Annotated in this window: 7 protein-coding genes, 5 tRNA genes and 6 rRNA genes; 1 reads left to right on the top strand and 17 read right to left on the bottom strand. The window is 46.6% G+C overall.

Features of this window, described 5'->3' with window-relative positions; genetic code table 11:
• Nucleotides 1-162 precede the first annotated feature (162 nt).
• On the top strand, nt 163-1,443 hold the full coding sequence (locus OC193_RS01680) for a cation:proton antiporter (RefSeq protein ID WP_048662713.1): 1,281 nt from the start codon (nt 163-165) through the stop codon (nt 1,441-1,443).
• 922 nt (nt 1,444-2,365) lie between these two features.
• On the opposite strand, the gene OC193_RS01675 is transcribed toward OC193_RS01680, so the two are convergent.
• The 17 genes from OC193_RS01675 to pspG all read right to left on the bottom strand — a co-directional run bounded on the left by OC193_RS01675 (nt 2,366) and on the right by pspG (nt 20,078).
• Nucleotides 2,366-2,442 (bottom strand) — tRNA-Trp (locus tag OC193_RS01675).
• Between the two features lie 60 nt (nt 2,443-2,502).
• Nucleotides 2,503-2,579: transfer RNA gene (locus OC193_RS01670), tRNA-Asp, on the bottom strand.
• A gap of 67 nt (nt 2,580-2,646) precedes the next feature.
• Nucleotides 2,647-2,762: ribosomal RNA gene (gene rrf, locus OC193_RS01665) — 5S ribosomal RNA — on the bottom strand.
• Nucleotides 2,763-2,892: 130 nt separating this feature from the next.
• Nucleotides 2,893-5,786, bottom strand: a 23S ribosomal RNA gene (locus tag OC193_RS01660).
• Between the two features lie 294 nt (nt 5,787-6,080).
• A tRNA-Ala gene (locus tag OC193_RS01655) sits at nt 6,081-6,156 on the bottom strand.
• Nucleotides 6,157-6,170: 14 nt separating this feature from the next.
• A tRNA-Ile gene (locus OC193_RS01650) sits at nt 6,171-6,247 on the bottom strand.
• Nucleotides 6,248-6,314: 67 nt separating this feature from the next.
• Nucleotides 6,315-7,869, bottom strand: a 16S ribosomal RNA gene (locus OC193_RS01645).
• Between the two features lie 409 nt (nt 7,870-8,278).
• Nucleotides 8,279-8,394, bottom strand: a 5S ribosomal RNA gene (gene rrf / locus OC193_RS01640).
• A gap of 130 nt (nt 8,395-8,524) precedes the next feature.
• Nucleotides 8,525-11,418, bottom strand: a 23S ribosomal RNA gene (locus tag OC193_RS01635).
• Between the two features lie 368 nt (nt 11,419-11,786).
• A tRNA-Glu gene (locus OC193_RS01630) sits at nt 11,787-11,862 on the bottom strand.
• Nucleotides 11,863-11,927: 65 nt separating this feature from the next.
• Nucleotides 11,928-13,482 (bottom strand): 16S ribosomal RNA (locus OC193_RS01625).
• Together the 16S, 23S and 5S rRNA genes with 5 tRNA genes alongside form the textbook arrangement of a ribosomal RNA operon.
• Before the next feature lie 662 nt (nt 13,483-14,144).
• Entirely contained in the window at nt 14,145-14,921 is a 777-nt protein-coding gene (locus tag OC193_RS01620; RefSeq protein WP_048658803.1) for a phosphoadenylyl-sulfate reductase, read from the bottom strand.
• Nucleotides 14,914-16,641: an assimilatory sulfite reductase (NADPH) hemoprotein subunit gene (cysI, locus tag OC193_RS01615; protein ID WP_048662789.1), complete on the bottom strand. Its 1,728-nt coding sequence runs from the start codon at nt 16,639-16,641 to the stop codon at nt 14,914-14,916. The genes OC193_RS01620 and cysI overlap by 8 nt, the downstream gene beginning before the upstream one ends.
• Complete coding sequence (locus OC193_RS01610; RefSeq protein ID WP_048662790.1) at nt 16,641-18,506, bottom strand: assimilatory sulfite reductase (NADPH) flavoprotein subunit; 1,866 nt, start codon at nt 18,504-18,506, stop codon at nt 16,641-16,643. Before OC193_RS01610 ends, cysI begins: the two co-directional genes overlap by 1 nt.
• Before the next feature lie 123 nt (nt 18,507-18,629).
• Complete coding sequence (locus tag OC193_RS01605) at nt 18,630-18,860, bottom strand: hypothetical protein (RefSeq protein WP_004735813.1); 231 nt, start codon at nt 18,858-18,860, stop codon at nt 18,630-18,632.
• 192 nt (nt 18,861-19,052) lie between these two features.
• Nucleotides 19,053-19,721, bottom strand: a complete 669-nt coding sequence (locus OC193_RS01600; RefSeq protein ID WP_048662788.1) for a TIGR04219 family outer membrane beta-barrel protein — start codon at nt 19,719-19,721, stop codon at nt 19,053-19,055.
• Nucleotides 19,722-19,856: 135 nt separating this feature from the next.
• The gene (gene pspG / locus OC193_RS01595; RefSeq protein ID WP_017059950.1) at nt 19,857-20,078 is read right to left on the bottom strand and encodes an envelope stress response protein PspG; all 222 of its coding nucleotides are present in this window, start codon (nt 20,076-20,078) and stop codon (nt 19,857-19,859) included.
• Nucleotides 20,079-20,193 lie beyond the last annotated feature (115 nt).

Raw genomic sequence — 20,193 nt, 5'->3', positions numbered from 1 at the left:
CCTCATTCCTTTAATTATCCGTCCATCCTATCACACATTAAAAAGGAGTCTAGACGTCTAAAAAAGGAAATTGATTACCGACTCATGACAAAAAAATGTTTGCTATTTGAGCATGAGACAACGAAAATTCATATTCATACTTTGTTACATGTTGGAATCCCAATGTCGGTCTATTACACCTTATGCTTCTTGTCCGCTGCAGCCATGCTTATTGCTTTCGTGAATACCAAAATTGGTAAAATGCAGACAACCATCGCCATCACAGCTGGCTCAATGATGTTATCTCTATTGATTATCATTGCGGGACAAAACAATTGGTTCCAATTGGCTGACATCGCCTCAGAAACCGTTGCCAGTATCAACTTTGAAGATTTCTTACTTAAGGGAATCTTGGGGTTCTTGCTCTTTGCCGGTGGTTTGGGGATTAAATTACCAAACCTAAAAGACCAGAAGTGGGAAATAACAGTACTCGCATTAGGTGCAACGCTGTTTTCAACATTCTTTATCGGTTTTGTGCTGTACGGGTTCTGCCAGTTCATCGGTATTCAATTTGATCTAATTTACTGCCTACTGTTTGGCTCTCTAATCTCCCCTACCGATCCCATTGCTGTGCTAGCCATCGTAAAGAAACTCGATGCGCCAAGACGAATCTCTACTCAAATCGAGGGAGAGTCTCTATTTAACGATGGTTTTGGTTTGGTTATCTTCGTAACCTTATTTACTATCGCATTCGGTACAGAAGCACCGACTGTCGGTAGTGTCACCATGTTATTCGTTCAAGAGGCGATTGGCGGCATTGTCTACGGTTTTGTTTTAGGTCTCGTATTCCACTACCTAATCAGCAACACCGATGACCACTCGATGGAGTTACTATTGACCATCGGTATCCCAACTGCTGGTTATGCGTTTGCTGAAGTTCTACATGTATCAGGACCATTAGCAATGGTGGTATCAGGTATCATGATTGGTAACTGGACTCGCTTTATCGGATTCTCAAAAGAGAGTGAAGATCACCTAGATCATTTCTGGGAATTAATAGATGAATTCTTAAACGGCGTATTATTCCTATTAATTGGTATGTCGATGCTGCTATTCAAATTCCACCAAGAAGACTGGATCTTAATGGCATTCGCAGTCCCTCTAGTATTGAGTGCACGCTACTTGAGTGTTTTCTTGTCTTACATCGGATTTAAACGCTTTAGAACTTACAACCCATGGTCGATTAAGATTCTAACTTGGGGTGGCTTGCGTGGTGGTCTAGCTCTAGCGATGGCACTTTCAATCCCTTCAGGTATCTGGGTAATAGAAGATAAGGCAATAGATGTTAAAGAGATAATCCTTGTTATGACCTATGCCGTAGTAGTGTTCTCGATTCTCGTTCAAGGCTCGACGATCACTCCTATGATAGAAAAAGCGAAGCAAGCTGAGAAAGAGCTCGGCTAACATCTAAAAAAATCAAACTAGGCTGCCTAATTTAGGTAGCCTTTTTTATACCTGATGAAAGTCAGACTTACCAATTTTCTCACTGAAGCTCTAGCTAAAGGTATATGTAGCACATCGATCGTATCTAGGACATTTGATGTACTGATATTGGAGTAATCAAAAATCTCAATGTAGGGTAAACACTAGATTTGGCCAGAACTCTTTCAGGAAGTTCAGCCTAGTTCCTATTCGCAGTCGCGAGTCTACCCAATAAACCACTCACAAGATTGTATAAGTGCCAGATGAAAGGCTTCACCTTTCATCTGGAAACAAAAACAACAGGACTCAACGTCTCGCTTAAATAGCGTTAATATCGCTAGTTATTAATTAGCAAAACTGCAGAACAAAATGAGTGTTGATCAGAAAGCTCTGGTTTTGAACTAAGTCTTTATATTCGACAAGGCTGTACTAAGCAGGAGTTCAAGAGGTTGAGTAGATAGAGATAGCTAAAGGAGCACTTGGTACTTCCAGTGTAACTTCTAAAGATGACAGGAATAATAAAGGCTCTAGCATTTCTACGGGACGCGCAGTCTAGCCTGGGGTGGACTTGAGTCCCTCCGGAGATTCGAGCTAGCTGGCAAAGCAACAGACGTAAACAAGCCCCAGCATTTCTACTGAGGCTTTGATATGGCGGGGTAGAGAGATTCGAAATCCCTGCATCCTCTATTTTAGTAATTCGGGGAATCCGCGGCTTACTAATAGCGTATCTTAGATTCAGAAAGCAAAAAGGCTCTAGCATTTCTGCTAGAGCCTTAAATATGACAGGGGTGGACTGGGCCGGCACTCCGGAGATTAGACCGGGCTGGCGATCCAGCTCCCAACATTGCTTCGTAGAAGCAACAGATGTAAAAAAGCCTCAGCATTTCTGCTGAGGCTTCGTATATGGCAGGGGTGGAGAGATTCGAACTCCCAACACGCGGATTTGGAATCCGCTGCTCTGCCAATTGGAGCTACACCCCTAAAACTTTTTACTACTTCAGATTCGAAAAAACCTCGCACTAGGCGAGGTTATCGAATAAGTGGCGGAGTGGACGGGACTCGAACCCGCGACCCCCGGCGTGACAGGCCGGTATTCTAACCAACTGAACTACCACTCCGCAGTGGTCAACTCACTAAGTGAGCGTCCATATCTCCAGGTTGGTCAACCTAAAGATTTAATTTAAAGCCTGGCGATGTCCTACTCTCACATGGGGAAGCCCCACACTACCATCGGCGCTATTGTGTTTCACTTCTGAGTTCGGCATGGAATCAGGTGGGTCCACAATGCTATGGTCGCCAAGCAAATTTTGCTTTTACTTTCAGTTTTTTAAAAACTGAAGGCAAAATAATCTGGAAAGCTGTTAAATTCTCTTCAAACTCATTCAAGCGTTTGGTATTTCTATTGAGTCCACAAAACCCCTTGGGTGTTGTATGGTTAAGCCTCACGGGCAATTAGTACAGGTTAGCTCAATGCCTCGCAGCACTTACACACCCTGCCTATCAACGTCGTAGTCTACGACAACCCTTTAGGACGCTTAAAGCGCCAGGGAAAACTCATCTCAAGGCTCGCTTCCCGCTTAGATGCTTTCAGCGGTTATCGATTCCGAACTTAGCTACCGGGCAATGCCATTGGCATGACAACCCGAACACCAGAGGTTCGTCCACTCCGGTCCTCTCGTACTAGGAGCAGCCCCTTTCAATTTTCCAACGCCCACGGCAGATAGGGACCGAACTGTCTCACGACGTTCTAAACCCAGCTCGCGTACCACTTTAAATGGCGAACAGCCATACCCTTGGGACCGACTTCAGCCCCAGGATGTGATGAGCCGACATCGAGGTGCCAAACACCGCCGTCGATATGAACTCTTGGGCGGTATCAGCCTGTTATCCCCGGAGTACCTTTTATCCGTTGAGCGATGGCCCTTCCATTCAGAACCACCGGATCACTATGACCTGCTTTCGCACCTGCTCGAATTGTCATTCTCGCAGTCAAGCGGGCTTATGCCATTGCACTAACCACACGATGTCCAACCGTGTTTAGCCCACCTTCGTGCTCCTCCGTTACTCTTTGGGAGGAGACCGCCCCAGTCAAACTACCCACCAGGCACTGTCCGTAATCCCGATTCAGGGACCAACGTTAGAACATCAAAACTACAAGGGTGGTATTTCAAGGACGACTCCACCACATCTAGCGACGCGGTTTCAAAGTCTCCCACCTATCCTACACATGTAGGTTCAATGTTCAGTGCCAAGCTGTAGTAAAGGTTCACGGGGTCTTTCCGTCTAGCCGCGGGTACACTGCATCTTCACAGCGATTTCAATTTCACTGAGTCTCGGGTGGAGACAGCGTGGCCATCATTACGCCATTCGTGCAGGTCGGAACTTACCCGACAAGGAATTTCGCTACCTTAGGACCGTTATAGTTACGGCCGCCGTTTACCGGGGCTTCGATCAAGAGCTTCGACCGAAGTCTAACCCCATCAATTAACCTTCCGGCACCGGGCAGGCGTCACACCGTATACGTCATCTTACGATTTTGCACAGTGCTGTGTTTTTAATAAACAGTTGCAGCCACCTGGTATCTGCGACTCTCGTCTGCTCCATCCGCAAGGGACTTCACTGATAAGAGCGTACCTTCTCCCGAAGTTACGGTACCATTTTGCCTAGTTCCTTCACCCGAGTTCTCTCAAGCGCCTTGGTATTCTCTACCCGACCACCTGTGTCGGTTTGGGGTACGATTCCTTACAATCTGAAGCTTAGAGGCTTTTCCTGGAAGCATGGCATCAATGACTTCACTACCGTAGTAGCTCGACATCGTATCTCAGCGTTAGTAGCGGTCCGGATTTACCTAAACCACCCGCCTACGTACTTGAACCTGGACAACCGTCGCCAGGCCCACCTAGCCTTCTCCGTCCCCCCATCGCAATTGTAAGAAGTACAGGAATATTAACCTGTTTCCCATCGACTACGCCTTTCGGCCTCGCCTTAGGAGTCGACTTACCCTGCCCCGATTAACGTTGGACAGGAACCCTTGGTCTTCCGGCGAGGGAGTTTTTCACTCCCTTTATCGTTACTCATGTCAGCATTCGCACTTCTGATACCTCCAGCAGCCCTTACAGACCACCTTCAACGGCTTACAGAACGCTCCCCTACCCCACATACCCTAAGGTACGTAGCCGCAGCTTCGGTGTATAGCTTAGCCCCGTTACATCTTCCGCGCAGGCCGACTCGACCAGTGAGCTATTACGCTTTCTTTAAATGATGGCTGCTTCTAAGCCAACATCCTGGCTGTCTGAGCCTTCCCACATCGTTTCCCACTTAGCTATACTTTGGGACCTTAGCTGGCGGTCTGGGTTGTTTCCCTCTCCACGACGGACGTTAGCACCCGCCGTGTGTCTCCCGGATAGTACTTACTGGTATTCGGAGTTTGCAAAGGGTTGGTAAGTCGGGATGACCCCCTAGCCTTAACAGTGCTCTACCCCCAGTAGTATTCGTCCGAGGCGCTACCTAAATAGCTTTCGGGGAGAACCAGCTATCTCCAGGTTTGATTGGCCTTTCACCCCTAGCCACAAGTCATCCGCTAATTTTTCAACATTAGTCGGTTCGGTCCTCCAGTTGATGTTACTCAACCTTCAACCTGCCCATGGCTAGATCACCTGGTTTCGGGTCTAATCCTAGCAACTGTACGCCCAGTTAAGACTCGGTTTCCCTACGGCTCCCCTAAACGGTTAACCTTGCTACTAAAATTAAGTCGCTGACCCATTATACAAAAGGTACGCAGTCACACCACGAAGGTGCTCCTACTGCTTGTACGTACACGGTTTCAGGTTCTATTTCACTCCCCTCACAGGGGTTCTTTTCGCCTTTCCCTCACGGTACTGGTTCACTATCGGTCAGTCAGTAGTATTTAGCCTTGGAGGATGGTCCCCCCATATTCAGACAGGATATCACGTGTCCCGCCCTACTCGTTTTCACTGATTATGAGATGTCGATTACGGGGCTATCACCCTTTATTGCGGCACTTTCCAGAGCCTTCATCTGTCTCATTAAAAGCTTAAGGGCTAATCCAATTTCGCTCGCCGCTACTTTCGGAATCTCGGTTGATTTCTCTTCCTCGGGGTACTTAGATGTTTCAGTTCCCCCGGTTTGCCTCCTGTTGCTATGTATTCACAACAGGATACTTACTTATGTAAGTGGGTTTCCCCATTCAGGAATCCCAGACTCAAAAGGTTATTACTACCTAATCTGGGCTTATCGCAAGTTATTACGCCTTTCATCGCCTCTGACTGCCAAGGCATCCACCGTGTACGCTTAGTCACTTAACCATACAACCCGAAAGGGTCTTAGCGTATGGCAACTAACCAAGGTTTTTGGTTGTCATTAAGAAGGGTTAATTCTCAATGACTGTTTGCCGGACTCAATGTGATTCAAACAAGTTTGAATCGAATACAAGACACTTGAATGTGTTTGTTGTGTTTATCTAAAAGATAAACATTGAGAACTTTTAAATTTGATTGAATTACTCGTAAGTAATCAATCAGTCAGCTTTCCAAATTGTTAAAGAGCTTGATTTCTTTCGAAACCATTTTTAAAGATTCTTAGGGAAAAACCCTTAAAGATGGTGGAGCTATGCGGGATCGAACCGCAGACCTCCTGCGTGCAAGGCAGGCGCTCTCCCAGCTGAGCTATAGCCCCATCTAGGTCGATATTGGTGGGTCTGAGTGGACTTGAACCACCGACCTCCCGCTTATCAGGCGAGCGCTCTAACCAGCTGAGCTACAGACCCAATATCGTCTCTTAACTTTTCTAAACCTAATCAATCTGTGTGGACACTTATCGTGAATATCTTCGTATAAGGAGGTGATCCAGCCCCAGGTTCCCCTAGGGCTACCTTGTTACGACTTCACCCCAGTCATGAACCACAAAGTGGTGAGCGTCCTCCCCGAAAGGTTAAACTACCCACTTCTTTTGCAGCCCACTCCCATGGTGTGACGGGCGGTGTGTACAAGGCCCGGGAACGTATTCACCGTAGCATTCTGATCTACGATTACTAGCGATTCCGACTTCATGGAGTCGAGTTGCAGACTCCAATCCGGACTACGACGCACTTTTTGGGATTCGCTCACTATCGCTAGCTTGCTGCCCTCTGTATGCGCCATTGTAGCACGTGTGTAGCCCTACTCGTAAGGGCCATGATGACTTGACGTCGTCCCCACCTTCCTCCGGTTTATCACCGGCAGTCTCCCTGGAGTTCCCGACATTACTCGCTGGCAAACAAGGATAAGGGTTGCGCTCGTTGCGGGACTTAACCCAACATTTCACAACACGAGCTGACGACAGCCATGCAGCACCTGTCTCAGAGCTCCCGAAGGCACACCTGCGTCTCCGCTGGCTTCTCTGGATGTCAAGAGTAGGTAAGGTTCTTCGCGTTGCATCGAATTAAACCACATGCTCCACCGCTTGTGCGGGCCCCCGTCAATTCATTTGAGTTTTAATCTTGCGACCGTACTCCCCAGGCGGTCTACTTAACGCGTTAGCTCCGAAAGCCACGGCTCAAGGCCACAACCTCCAAGTAGACATCGTTTACGGCGTGGACTACCAGGGTATCTAATCCTGTTTGCTCCCCACGCTTTCGCATCTGAGTGTCAGTATCTGTCCAGGGGGCCGCCTTCGCCACTGGTATTCCTTCAGATCTCTACGCATTTCACCGCTACACCTGAAATTCTACCCCCCTCTACAGTACTCTAGTTCACCAGTTTCAAATGCAGTTCCGAGGTTGAGCCCCGGGCTTTCACATCTGACTTAATGAACCACCTGCATGCGCTTTACGCCCAGTAATTCCGATTAACGCTCGCACCCTCCGTATTACCGCGGCTGCTGGCACGGAGTTAGCCGGTGCTTCTTCTGTTGCTAACGTCAAGAGATGCAGCTATTAACTACACCCCCTTCCTCACAACTGAAAGTACTTTACAACCCGAAGGCCTTCTTCATACACGCGGCATGGCTGCATCAGGCTTTCGCCCATTGTGCAATATTCCCCACTGCTGCCTCCCGTAGGAGTCTGGACCGTGTCTCAGTTCCAGTGTGGCTGATCATCCTCTCAGACCAGCTAGGGATCGTCGCCTTGGTGAGCCATTACCTCACCAACTAGCTAATCCCACCTAGGCATATCTTGACGCGAGAGGCCCGAAGGTCCCCCTCTTTGGCCCGTAGGCATTATGCGGTATTAGCCATCGTTTCCAATGGTTATCCCCCACATCAAGGCAATTTCCTAGGCATTACTCACCCGTCCGCCGCTCGACGCCCATTAACGCACCCGAAGGATTGTTAGTGTCGTTTCCGCTCGACTTGCATGTGTTAGGCCTGCCGCCAGCGTTCAATCTGAGCCATGATCAAACTCTTCAATTTAAGATTTTGTGACTCAACGAATACTGACTTCAAAACTAATATTCATGTAAACATGAACATGTAATTCTAAAGCTATTACCATTCCAACAGAATGGTAATGAATTGACTGTGCCAAATACCTTCTTTCTACAAGAGAAAGTAGTTATTTGTATTGGTCACTCAGTTCATTGAAATCAATTTTGATTCCGAAGAATCTGTTTTATCTAACGATAAAACGTTTTGATATTCATCAACGAGTGCCCACACAGATTGATAGGTTTAAATTGTTAAAGAGCTTTGCTTTCAGTGCCTTAGCACCCAAGCAGGACGCGTATAATACGCTTTCTACTTTGAAAGTCAACATAAAATACTAAGAAAACTTAGAACTCTATGGTGACTTGTCTACTTTGTAGACAAAGTCGAAATTAAAGCCTGGCGATGTCCTACTCTCACATGGGGAAGCCCCACACTACCATCGGCGCTATTGTGTTTCACTTCTGAGTTCGGCATGGAATCAGGTGGGTCCACAATGCTATGGTCGCCAAGCAAATTTTGCTTTTACTTTCAGTTTTTTAAAAACTGAAGGCAAAATAATCTGGAAAGCTGTTAAATTCTCTTCAAACTCATTCAAGCGTTTGGTATTTCTATTGAGTCCACAAAACCCCTTGGGTGTTGTATGGTTAAGCCTCACGGGCAATTAGTACAGGTTAGCTCAATGCCTCGCAGCACTTACACACCCTGCCTATCAACGTCGTAGTCTACGACAACCCTTTAGGACGCTTAAAGCGCCAGGGAAAACTCATCTCAAGGCTCGCTTCCCGCTTAGATGCTTTCAGCGGTTATCGATTCCGAACTTAGCTACCGGGCAATGCCATTGGCATGACAACCCGAACACCAGAGGTTCGTCCACTCCGGTCCTCTCGTACTAGGAGCAGCCCCTTTCAATTTTCCAACGCCCACGGCAGATAGGGACCGAACTGTCTCACGACGTTCTAAACCCAGCTCGCGTACCACTTTAAATGGCGAACAGCCATACCCTTGGGACCGACTTCAGCCCCAGGATGTGATGAGCCGACATCGAGGTGCCAAACACCGCCGTCGATATGAACTCTTGGGCGGTATCAGCCTGTTATCCCCGGAGTACCTTTTATCCGTTGAGCGATGGCCCTTCCATTCAGAACCACCGGATCACTATGACCTGCTTTCGCACCTGCTCGAATTGTCATTCTCGCAGTCAAGCGGGCTTATGCCATTGCACTAACCACACGATGTCCAACCGTGTTTAGCCCACCTTCGTGCTCCTCCGTTACTCTTTGGGAGGAGACCGCCCCAGTCAAACTACCCACCAGGCACTGTCCGTAATCCCGATTCAGGGACCAACGTTAGAACATCAAAACTACAAGGGTGGTATTTCAAGGACGACTCCACCACATCTAGCGACGCGGTTTCAAAGTCTCCCACCTATCCTACACATGTAGGTTCAATGTTCAGTGCCAAGCTGTAGTAAAGGTTCACGGGGTCTTTCCGTCTAGCCGCGGGTACACTGCATCTTCACAGCGATTTCAATTTCACTGAGTCTCGGGTGGAGACAGCGTGGCCATCATTACGCCATTCGTGCAGGTCGGAACTTACCCGACAAGGAATTTCGCTACCTTAGGACCGTTATAGTTACGGCCGCCGTTTACCGGGGCTTCGATCAAGAGCTTCGACCGAAGTCTAACCCCATCAATTAACCTTCCGGCACCGGGCAGGCGTCACACCGTATACGTCATCTTACGATTTTGCACAGTGCTGTGTTTTTAATAAACAGTTGCAGCCACCTGGTATCTGCGACTCTCGTCTGCTCCATCCGCAAGGGACTTCACTGATAAGAGCGTACCTTCTCCCGAAGTTACGGTACCATTTTGCCTAGTTCCTTCACCCGAGTTCTCTCAAGCGCCTTGGTATTCTCTACCCGACCACCTGTGTCGGTTTGGGGTACGATTCCTTACAATCTGAAGCTTAGAGGCTTTTCCTGGAAGCATGGCATCAATGACTTCACTACCGTAGTAGCTCGACATCGTATCTCAGCGTTAGTAGCGGTCCGGATTTACCTAAACCACCCGCCTACGTACTTGAACCTGGACAACCGTCGCCAGGCCCACCTAGCCTTCTCCGTCCCCCCATCGCAATTGTAAGAAGTACAGGAATATTAACCTGTTTCCCATCGACTACGCCTTTCGGCCTCGCCTTAGGAGTCGACTTACCCTGCCCCGATTAACGTTGGACAGGAACCCTTGGTCTTCCGGCGAGGGAGTTTTTCACTCCCTTTATCGTTACTCATGTCAGCATTCGCACTTCTGATACCTCCAGCAGCCCTTACAGACCACCTTCAACGGCTTACAGAACGCTCCCCTACCCCACATACCCTAAGGTACGTAGCCGCAGCTTCGGTGTATAGCTTAGCCCCGTTACATCTTCCGCGCAGGCCGACTCGACCAGTGAGCTATTACGCTTTCTTTAAATGATGGCTGCTTCTAAGCCAACATCCTGGCTGTCTGAGCCTTCCCACATCGTTTCCCACTTAGCTATACTTTGGGACCTTAGCTGGCGGTCTGGGTTGTTTCCCTCTCCACGACGGACGTTAGCACCCGCCGTGTGTCTCCCGGATAGTACTTACTGGTATTCGGAGTTTGCAAAGGGTTGGTAAGTCGGGATGACCCCCTAGCCTTAACAGTGCTCTACCCCCAGTAGTATTCGTCCGAGGCGCTACCTAAATAGCTTTCGGGGAGAACCAGCTATCTCCAGGTTTGATTGGCCTTTCACCCCTAGCCACAAGTCATCCGCTAATTTTTCAACATTAGTCGGTTCGGTCCTCCAGTTGATGTTACTCAACCTTCAACCTGCCCATGGCTAGATCACCTGGTTTCGGGTCTAATCCTAGCAACTGTACGCCCAGTTAAGACTCGGTTTCCCTACGGCTCCCCTAAACGGTTAACCTTGCTACTAAAATTAAGTCGCTGACCCATTATACAAAAGGTACGCAGTCACACCACGAAGGTGCTCCTACTGCTTGTACGTACACGGTTTCAGGTTCTATTTCACTCCCCTCACAGGGGTTCTTTTCGCCTTTCCCTCACGGTACTGGTTCACTATCGGTCAGTCAGTAGTATTTAGCCTTGGAGGATGGTCCCCCCATATTCAGACAGGATATCACGTGTCCCGCCCTACTCGATTTCACTGATTATGATGTGTCGGTTACGGGGCTATCACCCTTTGTTGCGCCACTTTCCAGAGGCTTCACCTGCATCATTAAAAGCTTAAGGGCTAATCCAATTTCGCTCGCCGCTACTTTCGGAATCTCGGTTGATTTCTCTTCCTCGGGGTACTTAGATGTTTCAGTTCCCCCGGTTTGCCTCCTGTTGCTATGTATTCACAACAGGATACTTGCTTATGCAAGTGGGTTTCCCCATTCAGGAATCCCAGACTCAAAAGGTTATTACTACCTAATCTGGGCTTATCGCAAGTTATTACGCCTTTCATCGCCTCTGACTGCCAAGGCATCCACCGTGTACGCTTAGTCACTTAACCATACAACCCGAAAGGGTTTCTATTTGCTTTCACTTTAAAAAGTGAAGACAAATAAGCGTATGGCAACTAACCAAGGTTTTTGGTTGTCATTAAGAAGGGTTAATTCTCAATGACTGTTTGCCGGACTCAATTTCAATTCAAACTAAGTTTGAATCACTCTTTATTTCCACTTTTAAAAAGTGAAGACAAAAAGCCAAGACACTTGAATGTGTTTGTTGTGTTTATCTAATGAAAGATAAACATTGAGAACTTTTAAATTTGATTGAATTACTCGTAAGTAATCAATCAGTCAGCTTTCCAAATTGTTAAAGAGCTTGATTCAATAAATGAACCATTTTTAAAGACACTTAAATAAATGCGCTTAAAGATGGTATCCCGTAGGGGAGTCGAACCCCTGTTACCGCCGTGAAAGGGCGGTGTCCTAGGCCTCTAGACGAACGGGACATAGGTTACTCTTAACTGTTTAAACATATCAATCTGTGTGGACACTTATCGTGAATATCTTCGTATAAGGAGGTGATCCAGCCCCAGGTTCCCCTAGGGCTACCTTGTTACGACTTCACCCCAGTCATGAACCACAAAGTGGTGAGCGTCCTCCCCGAAAGGTTAAACTACCCACTTCTTTTGCAGCCCACTCCCATGGTGTGACGGGCGGTGTGTACAAGGCCCGGGAACGTATTCACCGTAGCATTCTGATCTACGATTACTAGCGATTCCGACTTCATGGAGTCGAGTTGCAGACTCCAATCCGGACTACGACGCACTTTTTGGGATTCGCTCACTATCGCTAGCTTGCTGCCCTCTGTATGCGCCATTGTAGCACGTGTGTAGCCCTACTCGTAAGGGCCATGATGACTTGACGTCGTCCCCACCTTCCTCCGGTTTATCACCGGCAGTCTCCCTGGAGTTCCCGACATTACTCGCTGGCAAACAAGGATAAGGGTTGCGCTCGTTGCGGGACTTAACCCAACATTTCACAACACGAGCTGACGACAGCCATGCAGCACCTGTCTCAGAGCTCCCGAAGGCACACCTGCGTCTCCGCTGGCTTCTCTGGATGTCAAGAGTAGGTAAGGTTCTTCGCGTTGCATCGAATTAAACCACATGCTCCACCGCTTGTGCGGGCCCCCGTCAATTCATTTGAGTTTTAATCTTGCGACCGTACTCCCCAGGCGGTCTACTTAACGCGTTAGCTCCGAAAGCCACGGCTCAAGGCCACAACCTCCAAGTAGACATCGTTTACGGCGTGGACTACCAGGGTATCTAATCCTGTTTGCTCCCCACGCTTTCGCATCTGAGTGTCAGTATCTGTCCAGGGGGCCGCCTTCGCCACTGGTATTCCTTCAGATCTCTACGCATTTCACCGCTACACCTGAAATTCTACCCCCCTCTACAGTACTCTAGTTCACCAGTTTCAAATGCAGTTCCGAGGTTGAGCCCCGGGCTTTCACATCTGACTTAATGAACCACCTGCATGCGCTTTACGCCCAGTAATTCCGATTAACGCTCGCACCCTCCGTATTACCGCGGCTGCTGGCACGGAGTTAGCCGGTGCTTCTTCTGTTGCTAACGTCAAGAGATAGCGCTATTAACGCTACCCCCTTCCTCACAACTGAAAGTACTTTACAACCCGAAGGCCTTCTTCATACACGCGGCATGGCTGCATCAGGCTTTCGCCCATTGTGCAATATTCCCCACTGCTGCCTCCCGTAGGAGTCTGGACCGTGTCTCAGTTCCAGTGTGGCTGATCATCCTCTCAGACCAGCTAGGGATCGTCGCCTTGGTGAGCCATTACCTCACCAACTAGCTAATCCCACCTAGGCATATCTTGACGCGAGAGGCCCGAAGGTCCCCCTCTTTGGCCCGTAGGCATTATGCGGTATTAGCCATCGTTTCCAATGGTTATCCCCCACATCAAGGCAATTTCCTAGGCATTACTCACCCGTCCGCCGCTCGACGCCCATTAACGCACCCGAAGGATTATTAGTGTCGTTTCCGCTCGACTTGCATGTGTTAGGCCTGCCGCCAGCGTTCAATCTGAGCCATGATCAAACTCTTCAATTTAAGATTTTGTCGGCTCAATGAATACTGACTTCAAAACTACAAAAAGTAATTCTAAAGCTATTATCTTTCCAACAGAAAGATAATGAATTGACTGTGCCAAATACCTTCTTTCTACAAGAGAAAGTAGTTATTTGTATTGGTCACTCAGTTCATTGAAACCAAAGTTGATTCCGAAGAATCTGTTTTATCTAACGATAAAACGTTTTGATATTCATCAACGAGTGCCCACACAGATTGATAGGTTTAAATTGTTAAAGAGCTTCTCTTCGTTGTGACTTGCATCACTTCGGAAGAGGCGGCTATTCTAGCGATTTAATTCTCAGTGTCAAACACTTTTGAAAATTAATTTCTACTTTCTAAAAGTAGGAGCGAATAATCGCTTAAAGCTAGTTGCCTAACTAACATTCTGCGCTGAAGCCTTGTGGCGTCTGCCGTGTCAGTGAGGCGGCATTATAGAGATGTTCATCACATTGGCAAGTGTTTATTAAAGAAAAATGCAAAAATAACGATTACATGACGAATAAACACTCAAAGCCTTATTTATGCAACTTTAACTACAAAGTAACTACACAATAACCACAGACTTATCCACAATCGCTCTAATTTTATCCCCTAGAAACTAAAAAAGCTGCCTTATGGCAGCTTTTTAAATAACAATGAGTCTAAATCCCAGAGCCATATTGCTCTCCATCATCTTCATGGAGACCACATTCGCGTTTCAGCCCATTAAAACGGGTTTCCTCTTCTGTCATACCAGGTTCCCACTTCTTAGTTGTGTGTGTATCCCCAACAGAAAGGTAACCCTGCTCTCGAAGCGGGTGATAACTGAGACCATGCTCTTCTAAGTAATAGTGAACATCTTTATTCGTCCAATCGATTACCGGCAAGAATTTAAACACACCGTTTTGGATGGATAAAATTGGTAAGTTTGCGCGCGATTGAGATTGCTCTCTTCTCAAACCGGAAAACCATGTCCCAGCCTCGAGCTCATCCAGCGCCCGTCTCATCGGTTCAACTTTATTAAGCTTGTTGTACTTCTCTATCCCTTCTATACCTTGCTCCCAAAGTTTGCCATATTGCGCTTGTTGCCAATTAGGACTCTGTTGTGCGCGAAAGACTTGAAGGTTTAGAGTCAGCTTCTGGCTCAACTCATCTATAAATCGATACGTTTCAGGAAATAGATACCCTGTGTCCGTCAGAATAACCGGAATATCTGGTTTCGCTTGAGTTACTAAGTGCAGCATTAACGCGGCTTGAATGCCGAAACTTGAAGACACAACATGTGATCCTTCCAAGTTTTCTAATGCCCATTTAACTCTTTCTAATGCTGTTAGCTGTTCTAACTCAGCATTAATTTGCCCAAGACGAAGTATTTGCTCCGTCTTAGTCAATGCGAGTAGCTCTGCTAACTTCAACTTTGAAGCGACAGAATTATGCATGCAGATCCCTCTTTGAAATGATCACCTCTTCGATGATGCCAACTCGGATGGTGAAATCACCAAAGCCTTCATTGTCTTGTCGTTCTGTAGCCCAGCGTCCCACCAGCGAATCAATCTCTTCTAAGATCTGGGCTGATGTGATGTTCTCTTTATACATCTTAGGAATACGGGTACCGGCTTTGTTACCACCTAAGTGCATATTGTAGCGACCTGGGGCTTTACCCACTAAGCCAAGTTCAGCCAACATTGCACGACCACAACCGTTCGGACAGCCAGTGATACGAAGGATAATGTTATCTTCTTCTGGTAATCCATGTTTCTTGAGAATGCCTTCGACATCGGTAACAAACTCTGGAAGAAAACGTTCAGCTTCTGCCATTGCTAGCGGACATGTTGGGAATGCCACACACGCCATTGAGTTTTTACGTTGCTCACTTACCGCGTCATCCATCAAACCATATTGACGCGCCAGTTTCTCAATTTTTGCCTTCTGGCTCTCAGGAACACCAGCAACAATTAAGTTTTGGTTTGCAGTCATGCGGAAATCACCTTTGTGGATCTTCGCAATTTCAGCCACACCCGTTTTCAAAGCCTTACCCGGGAAATCAAGTAAACGACCATTTTCAATAAACAGTGCTAAGTGGTGTTTGCCGTCAATACCTTCCGCCCAACCGATACGGTCACCACGACCAGTAAACTCATAAGGACGACTTTCAGAGAACTCAACCCCCGCACGCTTTTCAACTTCCGCTTTGAACACATCAATACCTACACGGTCTAGTGTGTACTTGGTTTTTGCATTCTTACGATTTGAACGGTTACCCCAATCACGCTGCGTGGTAACAACCGCTGCCGCAACATCTAACGTATTTTCTAGTGGTACAAAACCAAAGTCGTCAGCTTTACGAGCATAAGTAGAAGTATCACCATGTGTCATTGCTAAGCCGCCACCGACTAACACGTTAAAGCCCACCAGCTTTCCGTCTTTAGCAATCGCAACAAAGTTAAGATCGTTAGCGTGAACATCGACATCATTTTGTGGTGGGATCACAACTGTTGTCTTGAATTTACGCGGTAGATAATTATTACCAAGGATAGGCTCGTCATCGGTTGTTTCTAGTTTTTCACCATCAAGCCAGATCTCAGCATAAGCACGAGTTTTAGGCAGTAGGTGTTCGCTGATCTTCTTCGCCCACTCATAGGCTTCTTGATGAAGCTCGGATTCAACAGGGTTTGTTGTACACAAAACATTTCGGTTTACATCACCTGCAGTAGCGATTGAATCAATGCCAATATTGTTTAGCGTTTGGTGCATCAGCTTAATGTTCGGCTTCAACACACCGTGGAACTGAAACGTTTGACGTGTTGTTAGACGAATTGAACCGTAAGAGGTGCTTTCATCGGCGAACTTATCAATCGCCAACCATTGCTTAGGAGTAATGATGCCACCAGGCATACGCGCACGCAGCATTACGTTATGTAACGGTTCTAGCTTTTGCTTTGTACGTTCGTTGCGAATATCACGGTCGTCTTGTTGATACATACCGTGGAAACGAATCAACTGAAAGTTATCAGCAGTAAAACCACCAGTTATGCGGTCTTGGAGATCTTGTTCAATCGTACCGCGTAGGTTATTACTTTCACGCTTAAGACGCTCATTGTCAGCCAAAGGTCCAAGCACTTGACCTAGCACTTCTTGCTCTATTACTTGCTTGCTCATTAGTACACATCCCTTTGGTAACGTTTCGCTTTACGTAAATCATTAATATATTGTTCAGCTTGTTCGCGGCTCTGATTGCCATGTTTTTCCGCTATAGTAACTAACGCTTCATGGATATCTTTAGCCATTCGAGTCGCATCACCACAGACATAAAGGTACGCGCCCTCTTGGAGCCATTGCCAAACCTGCTCTGCCTGCTCAATTAATCGGTCTTGAACATAAACCTTTTCTTTTTGGTCACGGCTAAAGGCAACATCTAGCTTAGTTAGCGCGCCAGACTTAAGGTACTTCTGCCATTCAACTTGGTATAAGAAATCTTGAGTAAAGGTACGGTCGCCGAAGAATAACCAGCTCTTACCTTGAGCATCATTGTTTTCACGCTCTTGAACAAAACTGCGGAAAGGTGCGATCCCTGTACCAGGGCCAACCATGATAATTGGCGTGTTGTCGTCTTGTGGTAGCTTGAAATTATTGTTGTTCTCTACAAACACCTTAACTTCGCCACCTTCTTCAAGACGCTGAGCCAAGAAGCTTGATGCCCCACCTAAACGAGACTCTTCACCTTTTTGGTATTCAACCAGACCAACCGTTAAGTGAACTTCTTCATCCACTTCCGCTTGGCTTGATGCAATAGAATAGAGGCGCGGAGTCAGCTTACGTAACAGGCCAATTAACTCATCAGCCGATAGCTTGGTTTTCTTCTCTGCTAGTACGTCAACGATCTGAGTATTGCCGGCGTATTCACGAAGCTTGTCTTTATCTTCCACCAACTTGATTAACTTCTTGCTGCCAGATAACTCAGCAAACTTGGTCACAAGCTGAGGGTTTGAAGTGGTAATCTCAAATTTACTCACTAGCGCACTATGGATAGATAGATTGTCACCATCGACATCGACACTTTCGATGCCAGATAACCCAACCTTAGAAAGGATCTGATTCGCGAGTTCTGAACTGTTTTCATACCACACACCCAGTGCATCACCCGGTTGGTAAGTAATACCCGACTCATCAAGATCAATCTCGATATGACGAACATCTTTACCCGAGTCACGACCCGTGATCTTTTGGCTGGTTAATAGTGTCGCTGTGTATGGGTTTTGTTTGGTGTATTGCGAATGGCCAGCAGCCGCTTGACCTACAGGTAATTGAACCACATCGGCTTCAGTGCCTGTCGATAGCGTCTCTTTTACTTGCTCTAATGCTTTAGCGCGCCATTCCGTTGCTGACTCTTCGTAATCAACATCACAATCAAGGCGATCGACAAACGATTTAGCACCAAGCTTAGCGAGGAAGTTATCGAAATCTTTAGCCGTTTGGCAGAAGAACTCATAGCTGGAGTCACCTAAACCAATCACACCGTATTGTAGATTCGATAATTTTGGCGCTTTCTTCGATTGAAGGAATTCATGCAACTCAATAGCGTTATCAGGGGCTTCGCCCTCACCATTGGTTGAAGCGACGAAAATGACGTGTGTCTCTTTGGCTAAGTTCTTACCTTTATAATCACTCGCATCGAAAAGCTCGACCGCGATTCCTAAGGCTTTGGCTTCTGCCTCTAGCGATTCAGCGACGCCTTTTGCATTACCCGTTTGAGAAGCGAAGATAATGCTGAGCTTACCCGCAGGCTTAGCCGCTACCGCAGCGGCCGCTTGAGCGATTGGCGCAGCAGCACCGACAGGCTGAGCTTGGCTCACTCCCCAAAGATAACCACTGACCCACGCCAGTTGCTGTGAAGACAGTTCAGAAACAGTTTGCTGAAGATGACCCAATTGTTGGTCATTAAGTGGTGCTGCTAGCCCAGGTAACTCATTAGCCCCAGACTGTGCATTATTATTTTGTGAAGACTCTTTCTTATTTAAAGACATGGTCACGACATCCCTAATCATTGCGTGACGATAGATTAACCACTCCTTTTAATAACAAGAAAGAATAGAAAAGTATGTTTTATAACTTTTTGGAAGTAAAAACCGATTGAAACGTAAATTGCCTTACTGGTTTTCAATGCGTACTTGCTGAAAGCCAACCGCCATTGCTGACTTAGATGCTAGGTCTAAATCCGCGTAATGACATTCTTCACCATGAACATCAGTAAGCAGAACAAAGCCACCTCCCATATGGCGAAACTCCACAACCCAAGACCCTTCTTGAATTGAGGGCTCTATGATGGCTTCAACTAACAAGTTTTCTCTATATAAATTTCGTAATTCATTGAGTGTCATATTCCATCCCTTGCTTTGACCTCACAACATAGACCTTCTAAGAATAGACGCTAATTAGCTCTTTGTATTAAGGATGGTCGAAAGTGATGAATGTGCTAACTAATTCCAGAAAGATATAATCAATAGATATAAAAAAACGCCACTTAATAAAGTGGCGTTCTTAAAATTCGTTCTAAATTTGCTTTATATGGCCTAGAAGCGCACTTCAGCACCAGCAAACCAACCATCGACCATGACAAAGCTCTTACCTAGTTCCGAGCCAAAGAACTCATCCGAATCTAGGTCGATAACACGGTAACCACCACGCAGGGCAATTTCAGATTCTGATACAGGGATTCGGTACTGAACACCCGCCATCAAGTCAGTGCTCTTAATACCACTGCTATCACCGAACTCCATCGTACCAATGATATCGAAGTTGGTGTCCGGCACATTGATCTCTGCGTTACCGTAGAAGCTCCACGTGAATTCATCGAAACTGGTTTGCGCACCATTGGCTTTCGGTTCAATGTAGTTAGAGTTCGAGTATTGAGTAAACGTCACACCAGCATCGAAGTTCATCAACTTGTGATCTAACAGTGTGTAGTAAAACGTGTAATCGTACTTATCAAAAGCCAACGAGTCCGCATCAACAGAGGTATAACGGAAGCTAGCATTTGGGAGCATTGGGGCATTATGCTCAAATGCGAAATACAACGAAGGTGAGTTAGAATCGTCATCTTGTCTAACTTCGTTTAACTTTGTACTTCCCCACCACATATCAGCACCGACTTTAGCCGTGTAAGAAAACTCTTCAGCAGCAGACACTGCTGAACTTAAAGATAGCATTCCCACTAAAGCAATTAATGGCATTTTATTCATTTGAGATAGCTCCAATTCCATATCGTAGTGCTAATTGTATGCACATTCATAGATTATTGGGGAAAATTCTACCACACATCTTAAATTCTAAAACGATAAACCGCTGACGAGTAAAGATTTGACGGCACTATGACCTTAGTAACGTCTCTGGTTAGAACTGTGTACAAAGTTTTTGAAAAACCACACACCGATTGCAATCACGATCAACCAAGGCAGTAACTTAAACACAACGCCCATCATACCTAAGACCAACATGACTAATAACGCTACTCCGGTTGCGGCCAATACCGTCATAAACGTGATACCTGTGACAAGCAGAGTTGCAACGAAAATAAGAACAAAGATTAATTCAAACATAATGGTCTCCCTAATGAGTTAATGACCTATCTTTCCTACTTTCTAACATTGCAGCTTCCATACCAAGTATGCCAACCCAAGAAAATCCTTATTTATCAGATAAATAAAAAGCCAC

The organism is Vibrio crassostreae, assembly GCF_024347415.1.
GTDB classification, from domain to species: Bacteria; Pseudomonadota; Gammaproteobacteria; order Enterobacterales; family Vibrionaceae; genus Vibrio; species Vibrio crassostreae.
The sequence above is the reverse complement of the archived record's forward strand: the minus strand, read 5'-3'. Positions and strand labels throughout refer to the sequence as shown.